We start from the raw sequence: 18,260 nt of genomic DNA on the forward strand, positions 1-18,260 counted from the left end.
TTATAGGCATTGCTATAAATACACAAACCATACCAATTTAACTCAAACTATAATCCTTATGAATTATGAAGGGGTTGTAACAGGCAATTTACAAGGAAGAATAGCACAGAATTGACTTAGCCAAACATCGTTGTGCTTGTCGGCTTTCTTTGATTCGCAAATGGGCTGAAGAAAACTTCTTTTCATTTAGTATAGAGCAGTAATGAGATTTCGCGTTAACGCGAAAGAGAAATCATATACACAATCGAGGCTGGATTTGCATGGTTTCTTAACTGTCCGCAGAAGATTCCTCCTCATTTCACGAGGAGGAATGTTATATTTTATTTATTAGTGTAGAAATCAATCGCTTCTATAATTACATCACAAGCTTTCCTGATCTCGTCGTGGGTAATGATCAAAGGAGGCGCCAAACGCATGGAGTTGCTGCAATGTAAAAACCAGTCGGTTATTACACCGTTTTCGATACAACGGTCAATTATGTTTTTATTGAGCTCGAAGTTTTCCAGTTCGATAGCCATCATGAGGCCTTTGCCGCGTACCTGTTGTATAGCCGGGTGTACAAGCAAATCCCGAAACAAAGCTTCCTTTTCGGCTACGCCGGATACCAGGTTGTTATCCAGCAGAAACTCCAGTGCCGCTAAACCTGCCGCGCAGCATACAGGGTGCCCGCCAAAGGTAGTGATATGACCAAGGATCGGGTTTTCCTTTAACGCGTCCATGATCTGGTTTGATGAAATGAACGCCCCTATCGGCATCCCGCCGCCTAAAGCTTTTGCCAGTAACAGGATATCTGGTACGATATCAAAATGCTCAAACGCGAAAAGCTTTCCTGTTCGTCCAAACGCCGCCTGGATCTCATCCAGGATCAACAGCGTACCGGTTTCGGTACAACGGGCACGTAAAGCCTGCATATATGCAAGATCCGGCACACGGATGCCGGCCTCACCCTGGATGGTTTCGATAATCACGCAGGCGGTTTCTTCAGTTATCAGCACAAGATCTTCCGGGTTATTAAAACGGATGAAATTTACGCCCGGTAATAAAGGACGATAAGCCTGTTTAAACTCCTCATTGCCCATAACACTCAATGCGCCATGTGTGCTGCCATGATATGAGTTAAGACAAGCCACAACCTGCTGCCTGCCCGTAAAACGCTTGGCAAGCTTTAATGCCCCCTCCACGGCCTCAGCACCCGAGTTGGTAAAATATACTGACTGAAGGGTCGCCGGTAATACCGAAACAAGCTTTTCGGCAAAGCGCACCTGCGGGGTTTGTACATATTCGCCGTAAACCATCAGGTGCATGTATTTATCAACCTGCTGTTTAATAGCCTCAATAACATAGGGGTTGCTGTGGCCTAAGCTACTTACACCGATGCCTGAGATCAGATCGATATAGGGTTTGCCCTCCGCATTGTACATATAAATACCTTCGGCACGCTCAAATTCAAGCAATAAAGGAAAATTAGTGGTTTGCGCGTTATTGGCTAAAAAAAGCTGGCGAAGAGTAGGCATGTTGTTAAGTTCTAAGTCTTAAGTACAAAGTTTTAAGTCAATTATCCAATGCAGGTTTTAAGAGAAGACGTCATTGCGAGATACGAAGCAATCGCGAACTATACAGAGCGGCTCTGCTTATAGGGGATTGCTTCGTACCTCGCAATGACGAGTAGTAGAACCCAGACTTACGAAGTTTTAAAAACTTCGTAAGTCTTAGGTCCGCAATGATGACCTACTTAGATTTACCGACAAAGATAAACTAAAACAGATGGACGAAAATCCATCTGCAAATGTTATTTGACATACTTTAGACTTTTAAGACAGCGAGAGAACTAATCTCTAAACTCCAACCTCTGATCTCTCTTCCTAATTCCCCGCTCTCTCGCTGCGTTCGCTGAGTTGTTTGATGAGCTCATCGTTAAATTCCTGTTCGCTTTTGTACAGGACACTCACCTTTTCGGGCGGAAGGATCTTGGCAAAGGAATCGCGGTAGCGTTTACGGATCCCAACCAGCTGGCTTTCGTAATAGATTTCCTTATCTATTTGCTCGGTGCCGTTGGTTGATGAAGTGGAGTTATTTAAACGCTTCAGAATGCGTACAGCAGTAAGCTCCTGCTGGTACTGATTATAAAGCGGCCAAAATTTGTTAGCCTCTTCATCAGTAAGATCAAGCTGGCGGCTGATATACCTGTTACGGGCAGCCTCAAGTCTTTTACCCATAGCGCCCTTTTTGTTGCCATTAGGGCGTACCGGATTAAGTTGGGGCCTTGAGGGTGTTTGAGCCGGAACAAAGCGGTTAACCTGTCCCACAGCTTCATAGCCTATTGCCATAACAAATAACACAATACAAATATGCCTGATCAATTTACTCATTAAATTTTTTCCTCTGTTTAATTATCTATATAATCCGACAGATCTTCGTCTGCATTACTTGTGTTGCTTTTTTGGTTTGCATCTATAAGTGTACGGGTATCGCTCGCGTCCATGTGTAACTGAAGATAGCTTTTTATTTCATCAACCGGTACCGATGATACCTGCTCATGCAAGTAAGAATGGTTATGATCCGGCGCCTGGATATCTCCCCTGAAAATAACACCCACGCCTAATATTAAAGCAAAGCAGGCCGCTGTAGCATACCTGATGGTTGGCGACAACCAAAGCCTTCTCACCATTCCTTTTTTCTGTACAGGTTTAGTTTTAGTTTTGTTAATGCTTACAACATTATCAAACTCCTGCTCCTCTTCAACGTCTGCATTAACTGTTTTATCCAGGATATGCTGGTTAAGCTGATCAAAGTAATCTATCGGTACAATAAAACCTTCGTGCCCGGCATTCACTGCTTCCTCAACTGCTATGCGGCTTTGAATATTGGCACTTAGCTCCTCAAAATAATTTTCAGGAACAGTAAACCCTTCTTCATTGCCCATGGCTTCTTCAACCGCTATACGGCTTTGGATGTTGCTGCTCAGTTCATCAAAGTAATTTTCGGGTACAGAGAAGCCTTCATCAGCCAGGTTCATGGCCTCCTCCACCGCTATACGGCCTTGGATATTGCTGCTTAACTCGTCAAAATAGTTTTCGGGCACCGTGAAGCCCTCTCCCGCATTCATGGCTTCATCAACCACAATCCGGCTTTGAATATTGCTGCTCAGCTCATCAAAATAATTTTCGGGAACGGTAAATCCCGAATCACCGGCGCTTAAAGCACGCTCAATATTTATACGGCTCCGGATGTTGCTGCTTAGCTCGTCAAAGTAGTTTTCGGGTATGGTATACCCTGCAGATGGATAATTTTTTAATCCCTCAAGCCTTATACGTGTTGTAATGTGCTGCGCTAACTCATGGAAATAGCCTTCAGGCACTGTGAACGGGTTAGTTTTGCTAACCTGTTTCAGCGCGATGAAATCATCCAGCCATTCCCTATTGTCCATATCGCTTTTCATACACAACTATAGATTGGTATAGTGCTAAAAGGTTTAACGTAAATTAAAAAATTAATCCCTGCCAAGCAAATGAGCTTCTATCTTCTTGACCGCCAAGTGAAACGAAGCCTTTAAAGCCCCCACACTGGTACCCAAAACCTGCGACATTTCTTCATACTTCATGTCTTCATAATATTTCATATTGAAAACAAGCCGTTGTTTTTCGGGCAGGGTAAGCAGTGCCTCCTGCAGCTTCCGCTGCGCCGCATCGCCGTTAAAGTAGGTTGAGTCGGCCAGCGTATCGGCCAGCTCATAAGCAACATCATCCAACGAAACATTATTTTTTTGTTTTTTCTTATTCAAAAAAGTAATGCATTCGTTGGATGCTATCCTGTACATCCAGGTGTACAGTTGTGCGTCGTTTCTGAAACCGGCCAGGTTTTTCCAAACCTTTACAAAAACATCCTGAACCAGATCATCAGCATCGTCATGATCAACAACCATGCGCCTGATGTGCCAGTATATTTTTTGCTGGTATTTTTTCAACAACAGGTTAAATGCCTCATTCCGGGTTTTTTCGTCCTGAAACTTGCTTAATATCTCTGAATCTTCAACCTGTACCGACATTTTAAGAATTTTATTAATGTTAAAGGTTTAATTAACCTTTTTTGTTTTTTCTTTCTATCACCTTTTTCACCGCCGCCACAATATGATCTGCATCCAGGCCGTATTTGGTCATCAGCTGTTCAGGTGTACCGCTTTCGCCAAAGCTGTCATTTACAGCTACGTACTCCTGTGGTGATGGATTGTGCACTGCAAGCACCTGGGCAACGCTATCGCCTAAGCCACCCAAACGGTTATGCTCTTCGGCAGTAACTACACAGCCTGTTTTGGCAACCGATTTCAAAATAGCCTCTTCATCCAACGGTTTAATGGTGTGGATGTTGATGATCTCGGCATCGATACCCTGTTCAGCTAAAATTTCGCCTGCAAGGATAGCCTGCCATACCAGGTGACCTGTAGCAAAGATACTTACATCAGCGCCTTCGTTCACCATCCATGCTTTACCAATTTCAAATTTTTGATCGGGATCGGTAAAGATCGGAACAACAGGGCGGCCGAAACGTAAGTAAACCGGGCCGTCATATTCAGCAATAGCAACAGTAGCGGCTTTGGTTTGGTTGTAATCGCAAGTGTTGATAACAGTCATGCCTGGTAACATTTTCATCAGGCCGATATCTTCCAAAATCTGGTGGGTAGCACCGTCTTCACCCAAAGTTAAACCGGCATGTGAAGCGCAAATTTTAACGTTTTTGTTTGAATAAGCTACCGACTGGCGGATCTGATCATAAACCCTGCCTGTTGAAAAGTTGGCGAAAGTACCTGTAAAAGGGATTTTACCACCGATGGTCATGCCGGCAGCAATACCGATCATGTTAGCTTCAGCAATACCTACCTGTACAAAACGCTCAGGGAATGCTTTAATAAAATCGTTCATTTTTAACGAACCGATAAGGTCGGCGCAAAGTGCAACAACCTGGTCATTTTTCTGGCCTGCTTCCAGCAACCCGGCGCCAAAGCCCGAGCGGGTATCTTTTTTATCTGTGTAAGTGTATTTTTTCATTGTTCAAACTCCCTCCGCAATCGGGAAGGATTGGAATTAAATCGTGATAATTAAACTGATGTTTTGACTCTCCCCCTTCAGGGGGCCGGGGGGCTAATAATCGCCCAGTGTTTCCTCTAACTGATCTAACGCCAGTTTAAGCTGCTCATCATTTGGCGCAACACCGTGCCATTTGTGGCTGCCCACCATAAAGTCAACACCGTACCCCATTTCGGTATGCATCAGGATCATGATCGGTTTACCCTGACCTGTGCGGCTTTTTGCTTCTTCAAGCACTCTAACCACATCGGCCATATCGTTACCTTTCATATCCAATACATCCCAGCCAAAAGCTTCCCATTTAGCGCGAAGATCGCCTAATGAAAGTACCTGTTTGGTTGGACCATCAATTTGCTGACCGTTAACATCGATAGTTGAGATCAGGTTATCAACATGATTGTGCGGGGCAAACATAGCAGCTTCCCAAATCTGGCCTTCCTGGATCTCGCCATCGCCATGTAGGGTAAACACCAATGATTTATCACCATTTAATTTTTTTGCCAATGCAGCGCCGATAGCTACTGATAAACCCTGGCCCAATGAACCCGAAGCAATACGGATACCCGGAAGGTGCTCATGTGTGGTTGGGTGACCTTGTAAACGCGCGTTCAGTTTACGGAAAGTTGCAAGTTCGGCTTTATCAAAATAACCGGCATGTGCCAATGTGCTGTAAAACACGGGGGAAATATGGCCGTTTGACAGGAAGAAAATATCTTCGCCAACTGCATCCATATTAAATTTAGGATCGTGGTTCATTACCGAAAAATACAATGCGGTAAAGAAATCGGTACAGCCCAATGAGCCGCCCGGGTGGCCTGATTGACAGCCATGTACCATGCGTACAATGTCGCGCCTGATTTGTGACGCGGTCTTTTCTAATGTTTGTAAGTCTGCTTTCATTAATGGAATTTAGGAACTGCTAAAGTAGCTATTTTGATTGTGTTTTTAACACTTATTTTACAAGATCGAGCACCTGTTGTGACGAGGCCTTAGTATCAACCTTACTGATCACATGCGTAATAACCCCTTCTGCATCAATTATAAATGTGGTACGGGCTGTACCCATATATTTTTTGCCGTACATGTTTTTTTCAACCCATACGCCGTAAGCTTCAACAATTTTAAGTTCATTATCGGCTATCAGGGTAAATGGCAGGCTGTATTTGGTTTCAAATTTTTTGTGCGATTTTTCATCGTCGGTACTTACACCTATCACCTCAAAACCTTTGCTTAAAAGCGATTGATAGTTATCCCTGAAATCGCATGATTCGGCAGTACAGCCGGGGGTATCATCTTTAGGATAAAAGTAAAGGATCACATTTTTGCCTTTATAATCGGCAAGGGATACTTCTTTGCCGTTTTGATCTTTAGCGGTAAAAGCAGGAGCTTTATCGCCTTCTTTTAATGTTGTCATGGCTTATTTAGGTACTTATCTGGAAAAATCGGCGGAAAATTCCGAAAAATTATTCTTGTTATCAACTAAAGTCAACTTAAACACGTGTTTACCGGGTGCAATATCGCTATTAAAGGTGTAACTTAATATTTTAGTTTTATAATCATGCTCCATTAGCACCCATTTACCATCAATTGTGCCTGTATAGTTCTTAATTCCTGATAAATTATCGCTCATTCTGAAATTAATATTGCGGGCGGCCTTCATATTGCTCCCGTTTTTGATATTGAGCGGGCGAATAACCGGGGCTACCGTATCTACCTTGATATAATAGTCGCCAAAGGCACTCACCTGCGATATCACATAGCCATCTTTAAAGTAACCGCCCTGACAGCCGCCCCAAGAACTTACAATAACCGCCTTATCAGTGTACTTACCCAGGTCAGCATCGGGCTTAATCCAGATCTCATAGCTATCATGAATGGGTGTTAGCCTGTTATGAATATGGTGCATAGCCGAATAAGCCCCCACGGGTTTGGCTGATGCTGAATATTGGAAATCAAGGTCATCATAAAGGTTACCTGGCATAATGACCACTTTCACTTTGTCGTTGCTAAACTCGCTCCGCTTGTCATAGTAAAACATAGTACCGGTAGGTTTTACAGGCTGTGGGTTTGTAAACTGAGATGATTTAACCTTCAGGTTAAGCGTTGCTATATTGCCAGCCACATCCTTTACAACATACTCCACATCATGCGTCGCGTTATCATCAAATGTAACGATGCCGTTATTTACCGATTGCGGATACAATGAAATCCGGCTGCCGGGCAAAATGAAACATTTCTGCATCCACCTGCGGGATGATTCAAATACAGGGTAATCTATATAGGCATTAATAGCATGGGTTTGATCGAACGCGAAACGTTCAACAGCAAAGGTATATACGGTTTTGCCATCCAGTTTTAGCTCTATTGAATAAACACCGTTATGATTAAGCGACGTGCTGTTCATATCGCTGGTATTAATCCCGAATCCGATGTTACCGCTTAGTTCCAGCGTTTGTGGTTTAAGGAGATGATAATTACCTGCTGAGCCCGTAACGCCTAAAAACTCCCTGGGTGTTTTTTCGCTGAAAGGTTTTCCGTTAAGATGATAAATGCCGATGGAGGTAATTGTAGGCGGCACTTTATCCGGAATAGTTAAACCAAACAGCTGCGCATTGATAGTTTCCTCTGTTTTGCTGTCCCTGATCTCAAAGTGCACATGCGGCCCCGCCGATGCACCGGCATTCCCTGAAATGGCTACCACTTCATCCTTTTTTACCGGCACTTGTGTTGGTGTAAGTTTAAAATCGGCTTCGTAGGTTTGGTGCTCGTACTGGTATTTCTTTACCAGGTCAATAACCGCCGGACTAAAACTTTGCAGGTGACCATAAACCGTAGTATACCCATTGGGATGGGTGATGTAAATAGCCCTCCCAAACCCACCAAACTGTACACGTACCCTTGATATGTAACCTTCGGCAGCAGCATGTACAGGGTAGCCGGTACGCTGGTTGGTTTTAAAATCGAGCCCCGAGTGGAAATGCGCGGGCCTCAATTCACCAAATGAACCGGCTGTAGTGGGCGGCGTAAGATCAAGCGGATACCTGAAATAGTTTTGCGGGTATTGCCTGCTTTGTATAATATCACTCTGTGCAAACGTGTTTGAATAAAGCGCTAAACACATCGCACCTGTAACCAATAGTTTTTTAATCATGCTTATTTAACGTAAAAATCGAGCATTTTCTCATTTTCAAGGTATCCCTCAAGCCTGTCGCCGATTTTTACTTTTGATACACCCGGAGGGGTGCCGGTAAATATTAGGTCGCCCTTTTTTAGGGTGATGTATTTTGAAACAAAGGCGATGATGCTCTCAAACGAGAAAAGCAGATCGCGGGTGTTGCCCTGCTGGCGGGTTTCGCCGTTAATATCCAGCTTAAAGTTGATATCATAAACAGATTCAAACTTTGTTTTAGGCACAAAAGTGCTGATGGGCGCCGAGCCATCAAAGGCTTTAGCCAGTTCCCAGGGAAGGCCTTTTTCTTTATGGCGTGCCTGAACATCACGGGCGGTAAAGTCAATACCTAAGCCAATTTCTTCGTAGTAATTAGCGGCAAATTTTTCGCTGATGTGCTTGCCCTCTTTGCTGATCTTCAAAACCAATTCAATTTCATGGTGAACATCTTCCGAAAAATCGGGATGGTAAAAAGGCTTGTTCTCTTTTAATAAGGCCGTATCGGGCTTCATGAAGATAACCGGCGTGGTAGGTACCGGGTTATTGAGTTCTTTGGCGTGTTCGGCGTAGTTGCGGCCAATGGCAATGATTTTCATAAATGAACGCTATAATCGCCAAAGCTAAAAAAATTGATGGGTTTGGGGGAAGGTTTTGGAGGTGTATTAACAATTTGACGTTTTTTGCGCTATTACTTCTACATTAAAAATCATGTCATTGCGAGGAGCGGCATAGGTAAAGTGCGCTTGGGGCGACGAAGAAATCTCGTAGCTATACAGATCGGATATGCATTGACGACGAGATTGCCGCGCTGCGCTCGCAATGATATAATCTTTAGCTATTTGTTAATTAATAACCGAAATCCTTTTGATAACAGATTCAGTACCGGCTACAACGCGCACAAAATAAAAGCCGCGGACCAGTTTATTGCTGATGGGATAATTCAAATTATGATCGCCGGATTCAACCCTTTGCGAAAACAGGGTAGAAATATCGTTGCCCAGCACATCCATTATTTTAATGGTTACGTTGGTGTTGCGCGATATGGAATATTTAAGGTTGATCTGGTCAGTTACCGGGTTAGGGTATAATTGCACATCAGTTAGTAGTTTATCATCCGGTCGGGATACATTCAGTTTTACACTTGAAGTAACAGCGGGCTTCAAAGGGGGAAGCGAAAGGTGCAAACCATTCTTTAAATAAGACGTTTTGGCGGCTTTGGTTTTACCCCTAAGGTACACGGTATCAGTCTTTAGCGATTGCCCATCGGCAACAAAGGCGAAGTTCACGAAAATTGCCATCGCAATTATCATGACCCATGTGTAGGTATGAACATAAGAATATGTAAAATTTCGCCTCATTATTTAGTATGATTCTACAAAAGTATAAATAATGCCCTCATCCCATTAAATATTAATGTTTTTGTAAAACTTTTTAACAAATTTTAACAAAATGCACAGCCTTATTGTATAATAGACACATAATTTCCTTATACGTTTAATCATTGTAATGGTTTAACCAAAAAAATTAATATTTTTGCCATCTCTAAATCATAAAAGTGTCAAATCATAAAGATCTGCATAAACTGTCGGCCGCGGGCTTTCTAATCAGTTTAGGAATAATTTACGGTGATATTGGTACCTCCCCATTATACGTATTCAAGGCTATAGTTGGCCAGCGTCAAATTTCAGAAACATTAATTCTTGGTGGTGTTTCGCTCATTTTTTGGACATTGACCCTACAAACCACTTTAAAGTATGTGGTGATAACCCTAAGGGCCGATAACAAGGGTGAGGGCGGTATTTTCTCGCTGTTTTCATTAGTACGGCGTAAAGCAAAATGGCTTATTATACCGGCGGTTGTAGGGGGCTGCGCCCTTTTGGCCGATGGCATTATTACCCCGCCAATTACCATATCATCGGCTATTGAAGGTTTGCAAACCTATTACCCTAACTTGCCTACTGTATATGTGGTAATGGCCATTATTACCGCTTTATTTATCATACAGCAATTCGGCACATCACTGGTAGGTAAGGCATTCGGGCCTATCATGTTCGTCTGGTTTACGATGATGGGTTTTTTAGGTGTTACCTATATTGTGCATGATCCATGGGTTATCCGCTCGTTAAACCCATACTATGCCATTAAATTGCTTACGTCGAGTTCAAGCGATGGTGCCTTCATTATATTGGGGGCCGTGTTTCTGTGTACCACTGGCGCCGAAGCTTTATATTCCGACCTTGGCCACTGCGGTAAAGCCAATATCCGCGTAAGCTGGGTGTATGTAAAAATTTGTCTTATCCTAAACTATTTAGGTCAGGCAGTTTGGTTGCTACAACGTAACGGTCACGTTATGGACCTTAACGCTCAAAACCCTTTCTATCAAATCATGCCAACATGGTTCCTGATCTATGGTATCGGTATAGCTACTGTGGCGGCTATCATTGCCAGCCAGGCGCTGATATCAGGTTCGTTTACGCTCATTGCCGAGGCTGTAAGACTTAATCTTTGGCCAAAAGTTAGGATCAACTACCCATCCGAGCAAAAAGGACAGCTATATGTACCCAGCGTTAACTGGCTGCTTTGGGCCGGTTGTTTAGGTGTGGTGCTGATATTCAAACACTCGGATAAAATGGAGGCTGCTTACGGCTTAAGTATTACCGTAGCCATGCTTATGACCACCATACTGGTATCCAAATTCCTGAAACGCAAAAAAGTACCCAACTATATCATCAATACGTTTTTGGCGGTTTACCTGCTTATTGAAGGAACCTTCCTCACCGGTAACCTGCATAAGTTTTTAGATGGCGGTTGGTTTACACTGTCGATAGGGTTTGTGCTGTTTACCGTAATGTGGACCTGGCATACCGCCCGCAAAATCAGGAACCGCTATGTTAAGTTTGTTGAAATTGAAGACTATTTTGATATCATTAAAGAATTAAGCTCTGATGAAACCGTACCTAAATACGCCTCTCAATTGGTGTACTTAACCAGTGCCAACTTCAATTCAGAAATTGAATCAAAAATTGTTTATTCCATACTTCAAAAGCAGCCTAAACGTGCCGATGTCTACTGGCTGGTACACGTTGACGTAGTGGACGAGCCTTACAAACGCGAATACGAAGTTGACCATTTAGTGCCAAACAAACTCATCCGGATTGACTTTAAGCTCGGTTTCCGCGTTGAACAGCAAATAAACCTGCTATTCAGGAAAGTGGTGGAAGACCTGGTTAAAAAAGGCGAGGTTGATATTACCAGTACCTACAAGTCACTGAACAGGCATAAAATTGTGGGCGATTTCCGTTTTGTGGTGATCGAAAAGATCTTCTCACGCTCACACAACCTGTCTTTCATCGAAAGATTTATAATGGATTACTACAAGCAGCTTAAAAAAGTGAGCTTATCCGAAGAGCGCGGTTTTGGACTCGACCTGAGTTTTGTAACAGTAGAGAAAGTACCGCTGGTACTTGCCATACCTGAGGCCATTGAAATCCACCGGGTTAATTAATTGCAATCCTTTTTAATATTGAAAGCCTTCCGGAAACGGGAGGCTTTTCTTTTTGCATTCTGCCGCTCAATCTGCCGCGGGCTTTCAGCCCGTGGTATACTATAGTTTGAGCTTTCAGCTCAAGTGTGTAAGCTGAAAGCTTACATTATGCCGCCCACAGGCTGAAAACCTGCGGTAGTTATATAGTCACATACTTTTCTCCCAGGCTATACGCATATACTTTCGCACCTCGTCAGTAATATCTTCCTTAAAATACATCCTGAAGTAGTGATTATACTGATCGGTGCCGGGCACTTGTTTTATTTTACTGAAGCACAGGTTATCGTCATAAACCTGTTTAAAGGGAAATACCACATCAATAAAGTTTTTACCTAATTGGGTTACGTAAGCAAAGTTTACCCTTGCTCCCAATGCTATCATGCTTTTGGTAGGATAAACTTTAATTTCGGCAATTTGCAGGTACTCATCAATCAAATGATCAAACAGCGCTATAGTATGGGGCGTTTTGCCGCTTAGCGCTTCCGATAGTTCCCTGTCGCGGCATGAATGCACCTGGTTGACAGCGGTAAATTCACGTTCGCATAAAGGGCAGGTCCACATGATATTTATGCTGTTTTAGCTTCCTTGCCCAACACGCTGTTTTTATAGCTGTAAGTGGCATAAATTACCAGACCTATCACCAGCCATATCAAAAACCTGAGCCAGTTGGTATAGCCAAGCTCGGTCATGAGGTAAAAGCAGCTCATTAGCCCCAAAACGGGGATGAGCGAGAAGTTTTTAATAAAGCTGTAAACCGCTATAATAATGATCAGGATAAAGAAAAGATAGTTAGGGAAATTATACAGGAAGCCGTCAAAACCTAAATAATATTTCTTAGCATCGCTGATATCCTTCGTTTGCCTTAGCGCGGTATTGAATTTATCCTCCTCTATATCCTTAAAATATTTTTTAGCCGAGTCCGGCTGGGCAGTCACATTAGCGTTATAAAGCTGATTGGTAGTTTTAAGCAGGCTCAGCTTGTCATTGTTATCCATGTTATCAATGATATCGCTACGGTCTTTTAGCTTCTTAAACTGCATCATTTCAACCTGCGCGGCCGGTTTAAACCATGCAACCGAACCCAAAATCACCAGTGTGATAATTGGTATAATAAATTTACCATTCACATACGGTAAATGGAATTTGCCTTTAACGGCCTCTTCACGCGGTAGCAGCAGCACACCGCCGCAAACCAGTACAAATGCAAACAGGGTGCCTATACTAGTCAAATCGGTCACCTCGGTAAGGTTCATGAACAGGGCCGGTATAGCCACCACAAAACCGGTTACTACAGTGGCAAAAGCAGGTGTTTGATATTTTGGATGGATACGTGAAAATGCTTTAGGCAATAAACCATCGCGGCTCATGCTCATCCAGATCCTGGGCTGGCCTAACTGGAATATCAGCAATACACTGGCTGTAGCAACAACTGCACTAATGGAGATCACATAGCTAATCTTATTCAAGCCCACCTTTGCAAAAACAAATGCCAGTGGGTCGCCAACCTGCAGGTCTTTATAGCTCACCATTCCCGTAAGCACCAGGGCTATCAGGATATACAATACTGTACAAATCACCAGCGAATAGATCATGCCACGGGGCAGGTCGCGCTGGGGCCTTTCACATTCTTCGGCTGTGGTTGAGATAGCGTCAAAGCCGATATAAGCAAAAAACACCCCTGATACGCCTTTCATAACACCACTGAAACCGTTAGGCATAAATGGGTGCCAGTTGGCAGGTGTTACATAAAAAAAGCCTACCACTATAACCGCTATAACAATCACTATCTTTAAAACCACCATAGCATTGGTGGCCTTTTTTGTTTCGCGGATGCCCACATAAACCAGGTAGGTGATGATGATAACAATTAAAAGGGCCGGTAAATTGGCTATGAGTTTAAAATTACCAATACCCGGAGCCTCACTCCAGGCCAGTGCTTCTGCTTTTACTTTATCACTGATATCAACCAGGTTTGCACCTACTGCCTGAACCTGCTCATGCCCGCGCAGGGCCGAAACATAGTCCATAGTCAGAAACTTGGGCATATGGATATGAAAGCCTTCCAGCAGGTTTACAAAGTATTCGCTCCAGGAAATGGCTACTGCGATGTTGCCAATGGCATATTCCATTAACAGGTCCCAGCCAATGATCCATGCTATCAATTCACCAAAAGAGGCATAAGCGTAGGTATACGCACTGCCCGCAACCGGGATGCGCGAGGCAAACTCGGCATAACAAAGAGCCGAAAAGCCGCAGGTAACAGCGGTTAAAATAAACAGGATGGAAACCGCAGGGCCGCCGTGGAAAGAGGCTTCGCCAATTGTCGAAAATATACCTGCCCCCACAACGGCGGCTATCCCCATGAGGGTGAGGTCTTTTACGTTAAGTTCTTTTTTGAGTTGGGATGACGTTGTACCGGGATGCTCACTATCACTAAAACCACATTCAACATCATTTAAAATTTTTGCTACCGACTTTTTACGAAAGATACTTTTCGACATGTAGTTTAATTAATAAGTGCTAACCAATCTCAAAATTAATCATTTTTTTGCATTGAATAAGTATATGCTTACTTTGCAACATGAAGATAGGTATAAAAGACGTGTTGCACAGGATCCGCCCTTTTTTTATCCTTTACCTTATCGTTTTAGCCACCTGCCTGACTATCAAACTGCTATTTACCCGTGAAGCTATTTTTTTTACGGTTAATGGTTGGCACCAACCCTGGCTTGATACCATTGAGCCTTATGTTACAGATATCGGCGACGGCACCACAGCCGTAATAGTATCACTTGCTATGCTTTTATTCAGCTACCGCAGCTGGCTGTTAATGGCCTCCAGCTATGCCATAACATCCATCGCGGCACAAATCCTTAAATACATTTATATCGCTCCCCGGCCAAAGCTATACTTTGCAAGCCAGTGGAGCAGGGTGCATACCGTAGAAGGTGTTTATATATTGGAGAAATACAGTTTTCCGTCCGGACATACGGTGAGTGCTTTTTCTGCCGCGCTGGTCATAACATACCTCTGTAAAAACAAAGGCTGGGGAATCCCAGCCTTGTTTGTTGCCATAATGGTTGGCTATTCAAGAATTTATTTAACCGAGCACTTTTATGAAGACGTGCTTGCCGGCTCGGCTATTGGCGTGTTTGTTACTATATTTTGGTTAACATGGCTTGATGGTAAGCAGTTCATCAATTCGGCCAAATGGAACAGGGGCCTGCTCGATCACGTATTCAAAAAAACCCCTGTCGCTAATTAAACTCCAGCTTCCAGCTGACTGTTTTTACGTTTGATCACGGTTAATACAATGATCAGTATTATAACCGCTCCACCTCCATAAATGCCAATCTTTGCAGGTGCAGACATGCCTTTTGCGTCAGACAAATACTGATCGCGGCGATCTAAAGTAGGCGCTATTTTGATAGAACCCGAAAATTGTTTCAGTTCGGCCTTTGCCAGATCAAGTCTTTGCTCCGGATAGTTATATTCAAAAGTATAGGTTACGTCCTGGGTATATAACAGGATAAAATTTCTTAACTCCGGAGATTCACCAGTTGAGCCGCTGTTATCAATCCTGAGGGTGAATACCTTTCCTTCCAGTTTACCGATAGTGGTATCACGCGGATACATTACACTGCCATTAACAGATTGTTTTTGAATACCTTTGATGTAGGTTTTAAATACATCTTTCAAGTCGCTCTCCTTGTTTAAAGGTTTTGTATTAGCGTTTGGCACGCGTAAAACAAGAATATTACCTAATGATGCACTACCCTGGTATATCTGCTGGCCTAATGTATCCTTTTTAGTAAAGCCTTCGGGTAATGAAACCGTGACAAGGCTATCTATCTTTACAGGTTTAAGTGCCTGGCTAAAACCTGTAAGCGAAAACAGTATTATGCTTAAGCTTAAAATTATCTTTTTCATATTTATTTAACTTGAAAAAGAAGAATAAGTTTTAACTAATAATACATTATGAGATTTACATGAAAGTTAAATGACTTGTAATCAACAATATAAATATGAGCTAAAAGCAGCAAGCTCAAGGCTGAAAGCTTTTCAAACACAAAGCTTTTCGCTTTCAGCCTTCGGCTTTGCGCGCTTAAATAAAGGCTTTAAGCTTTTTCAAAAGCTCATCCAGGCATACTTCTGCAAAGGCAGTTGATGAGTCTGAAACACCGTATGGAATAATGAGTTTATTGTTGTGTACAATGACCCCGCATGAATAAAGCACGTTAGGTACATAACCTTCCCGCTCATCACTGTTGGGGATCAGCAAAGGCTCGCGCAGGCGGCCAATTTCAACCGTTGGGTCATCCAGTTTAAGCAGGCTTGCACCCAGCACATAACGGCGCATGGGACCAACGCCATGGGTTATCATGATCCATCCATCGGGTGTTTCAATGGGCGAGCCGCAATTACCTATCTGCACAAACTCCCAGCTAAATTTAGGCTGTTGCAGCATTACCGGCTTTTCCCAGATATTGATCTTATCCGAATACATGATATAGTTATTGCAGCCGTCTATCCGCGATATCATCACATACTTGCCGTTCACCTTGCGCGGAAACAAGGCCAGGTTTTTATTCTGTGCGCCCGCACCGTACAAAGGCATGATCTTAAAATTATAAAAATCAGTTGTTTGCAGCAGTTTGGGCATAATCAGCGAGCCATCATAAGCTGTATAGGTAGCGTAATATAGTTTGCTGCCGTCATCGTTGGTAAACTGTACAAAACGGGCATCCTCAATACCCTTACGTTCATATTCGGATATCGGGAAGATCACCCTGTCGGAAATATCGGTATCCAGTGAAAAAACAATTTCATAATAGGAATCTGCAAGCCAAAGCACTTTATCATACTCCAGCCGCTTCATGTCGTCTTCCTGCAGTTTTTGCGAATCCATGATGATCCGGCGCAGGTTGGCGTACTCAAAATGATGATCGAGTTTTGATTCCAGCTCACTTATAACATCAATATTAATTTGGGTGATGGCAGCTTTTTCAAAAAAAAGCTTTTTATTATAAACGGCATTCCTCACAATTTCGGCCTCATCAATATAACTGCCCGCAGGTTGTATGCTGATGTTGTTATCCTTATCTATCAAGGCCCGGCGAAAAGTTATGGAAGAGATATGCCCCTCGCCTACCGCCCGGAAGCTGATGATCACCCTGCGCTGGCCGTCTTCAAGCTCGGTTTGGTCGGGATCTTCAACTATCGAGGGATTAAAGAAGGCGGCCGATTCTATTGAATATTCATGCGTAAAATAAGACCCAATGAGCAGCTTGCGGTAAACGGTAAGCGTATCAAAATCAATATTGAGCTCTAAAAACAAGGGCTTAAGCTTGCTGCAATGCCTGTTGAGCACCCGGGTAATATTACGGTGTCTTTTGGAATATTCCTGCAGCAAGGGCGATACAATGCCAAAAGCATCATCTTCGCTAATTAACATTACACGCTCAATAACCTCTTTGGCGCGATCGTTCCCATTAAAAAAAAATCTTGCTATTACACGTTTCGGATCTGGATTTACCCGGATGGGTTTGCGTTCGATAGAAAGTCTCATACGATGAAGTGGTAGCTTTTAGTTTGTAACACCAATCGGCGCAAATTGATTTGCGCTTTTTTAATTTAAACGCAAGATTTAAAAAATGACACTTTACAGGCCGCTATAAAAGCCTATCTTCATACTTTATTAATCTTCGGTACGGTACTTTGCCTGCCGTGAATGATCTTGATCCTGTAACCCTTATTGATAGTTCCTGTAAATACACAATTATGAACGTACTAATTGTTGAAGACGAAAAAGGCCTTGCGCTTGAGGTAGATGAATTTTTAAGCCACGAAGGTTTTACGGTTGAACATGCCCGCACCAAAAAATCAGCATCTGAAAAAATCTTCGTAAACAATTATGACTTTATCTTACTTGACCTGGGCTTGCCCGACGGTGACGGCTTTGACCTGCTTAAAATGCTGAAAAGCATGAACGAACGCGAAGATGCTGTAATTATCCTCACCGCCCGCGGTGCTGTTGACGACCGGGTATCGGGCCTTGAACAGGGTGCCGACGATTACCTGGCAAAGCCGTTTTCATTAAACGAGCTATTAGCCCGCATGCACGCCATCACCCGCCGCAAACACCGCCTGGAGAGTAATGACATTAATGTAAAAGGGTTAAAGATCAACATACAAAACCGTACCGTTACCTACAATGATGAGCGTATAACCCTCACCAAAAAAGAGTTCGAGATCTTCAACTACCTGGTGCTAAACAAAAACAGGGTAATATCACGCACCAATCTCACCGAACATGTTTGGGGCGATGTATTGGAAATAAATTCCGACTCCAACTTTGTGGATGTGCACGTTAAAAATCTGCGTAAAAAGCTATCGGTATATATCCCTATAGATTGGTTTGAAACCGTAAGGAGCATCGGCTACCGTATCAACATCTGAAATTGAC

17 protein-coding genes are annotated in these 18,260 nt (G+C 43.1%); 3 read left to right on the forward strand and 14 right to left on the reverse strand.

Going from position 1 to position 18,260, the window contains the following annotated elements; genetic code table 11:
• Positions 1-320: 320 nt before the first annotated feature.
• The 10 genes from ABIC84_RS21700 to ABIC84_RS21745 form a co-directional block, all read right to left on the reverse strand.
• Positions 321-1,514, reverse strand: a complete 1,194-nt coding sequence (locus ABIC84_RS21700) for an aspartate aminotransferase family protein (protein ID WP_426581406.1) — start codon at positions 1,512-1,514, stop codon at positions 321-323.
• A gap of 348 nt (positions 1,515-1,862) precedes the next feature.
• A complete protein-coding gene (locus ABIC84_RS21705; RefSeq protein ID WP_091172619.1) occupies positions 1,863-2,369 on the reverse strand; it encodes a hypothetical protein in 507 nt (168 codons plus the stop codon).
• A 17-nt stretch (positions 2,370-2,386) separates the two neighbouring features.
• Positions 2,387-3,439, reverse strand: coding sequence for a hypothetical protein (locus ABIC84_RS21710; protein WP_429264923.1), 1,053 nt, complete (start codon positions 3,437-3,439; stop codon positions 2,387-2,389).
• A gap of 51 nt (positions 3,440-3,490) precedes the next feature.
• Positions 3,491-4,045, reverse strand: a complete 555-nt coding sequence (locus ABIC84_RS21715; RefSeq protein WP_090531966.1) for an RNA polymerase sigma factor — start codon at positions 4,043-4,045, stop codon at positions 3,491-3,493.
• Between the two features lie 31 nt (positions 4,046-4,076).
• Positions 4,077-5,042 (reverse strand): transketolase family protein, encoded by a 966-nt coding sequence (locus ABIC84_RS21720; protein ID WP_090531969.1) that lies wholly within the window; start codon positions 5,040-5,042, stop codon positions 4,077-4,079.
• 93 nt (positions 5,043-5,135) lie between these two features.
• Entirely contained in the window at positions 5,136-5,981 is an 846-nt protein-coding gene (locus tag ABIC84_RS21725; RefSeq protein WP_090531971.1) for a transketolase, read from the reverse strand.
• 52 nt (positions 5,982-6,033) lie between these two features.
• Positions 6,034-6,495: a thioredoxin-dependent thiol peroxidase gene (bcp, locus tag ABIC84_RS21730; protein ID WP_091221880.1), complete on the reverse strand. Its 462-nt coding sequence runs from the start codon at positions 6,493-6,495 to the stop codon at positions 6,034-6,036.
• Between the two features lie 15 nt (positions 6,496-6,510).
• The gene (locus tag ABIC84_RS21735; protein ID WP_429264924.1) at positions 6,511-8,232 is read right to left on the reverse strand and encodes a M23 family metallopeptidase; all 1,722 of its coding nucleotides are present in this window, start codon (positions 8,230-8,232) and stop codon (positions 6,511-6,513) included.
• A gap of 2 nt (positions 8,233-8,234) precedes the next feature.
• Entirely contained in the window at positions 8,235-8,846 is a 612-nt protein-coding gene (locus ABIC84_RS21740) for a fumarylacetoacetate hydrolase family protein (protein WP_176622539.1), read from the reverse strand.
• A gap of 246 nt (positions 8,847-9,092) precedes the next feature.
• A complete protein-coding gene (locus ABIC84_RS21745; RefSeq protein WP_426581414.1) occupies positions 9,093-9,548 on the reverse strand; it encodes a T9SS type A sorting domain-containing protein in 456 nt (151 codons plus the stop codon).
• Between the two features lie 257 nt (positions 9,549-9,805).
• Here ABIC84_RS21745 and ABIC84_RS21750 point away from each other — a divergent pair, with 257 nt between their 5' ends.
• On the forward strand, positions 9,806-11,755 hold the full coding sequence (locus tag ABIC84_RS21750; protein WP_354486551.1) for a KUP/HAK/KT family potassium transporter: 1,950 nt from the start codon (positions 9,806-9,808) through the stop codon (positions 11,753-11,755).
• A 186-nt stretch (positions 11,756-11,941) separates the two neighbouring features.
• Here the strand turns inward: ABIC84_RS21750 and ABIC84_RS21755 are convergent, their stop codons facing one another.
• Complete coding sequence (locus tag ABIC84_RS21755; protein WP_429264925.1) at positions 11,942-12,355, reverse strand: DUF5655 domain-containing protein; 414 nt, start codon at positions 12,353-12,355, stop codon at positions 11,942-11,944.
• 5 nt (positions 12,356-12,360) lie between these two features.
• On the reverse strand, positions 12,361-14,295 hold the full coding sequence (locus tag ABIC84_RS21760) for an amino acid permease (RefSeq protein ID WP_429264926.1): 1,935 nt from the start codon (positions 14,293-14,295) through the stop codon (positions 12,361-12,363).
• A gap of 80 nt (positions 14,296-14,375) precedes the next feature.
• Here ABIC84_RS21760 and ABIC84_RS21765 point away from each other — a divergent pair, with 80 nt between their 5' ends.
• Positions 14,376-15,059, forward strand: a complete 684-nt coding sequence (locus ABIC84_RS21765; protein WP_426581420.1) for a phosphatase PAP2 family protein — start codon at positions 14,376-14,378, stop codon at positions 15,057-15,059.
• Here ABIC84_RS21765 and ABIC84_RS21770 read toward each other — a convergent pair.
• Together ABIC84_RS21770 and ABIC84_RS21775 are read right to left on the reverse strand one after the other, a co-directional pair.
• Positions 15,056-15,724, reverse strand: coding sequence for a hypothetical protein (locus ABIC84_RS21770; RefSeq protein ID WP_090531988.1), 669 nt, complete (start codon positions 15,722-15,724; stop codon positions 15,056-15,058). The genes ABIC84_RS21765 and ABIC84_RS21770 overlap by 4 nt on opposite strands.
• Positions 15,725-15,899: 175 nt before the next feature.
• A complete protein-coding gene (locus ABIC84_RS21775) occupies positions 15,900-17,363 on the reverse strand; it encodes a glycoside hydrolase family 130 protein (RefSeq protein WP_129570995.1) in 1,464 nt (487 codons plus the stop codon).
• A 212-nt stretch (positions 17,364-17,575) separates the two neighbouring features.
• On the opposite strand from ABIC84_RS21775, the gene ABIC84_RS21780 reads away from it, so the two are divergent.
• Positions 17,576-18,253 carry a response regulator transcription factor gene (locus ABIC84_RS21780; RefSeq protein ID WP_426581423.1) on the forward strand — a complete coding sequence of 226 codons (678 nt, stop codon included), beginning with the start codon at positions 17,576-17,578 and terminating at the stop codon, positions 18,251-18,253.
• Positions 18,254-18,260: the final 7 nt, after the last annotated feature.

It is taken from the genome of Mucilaginibacter sp. 3215 (assembly GCF_050433785.1).
Classification (GTDB): Bacteria; Bacteroidota; Bacteroidia; order Sphingobacteriales; family Sphingobacteriaceae; genus Mucilaginibacter.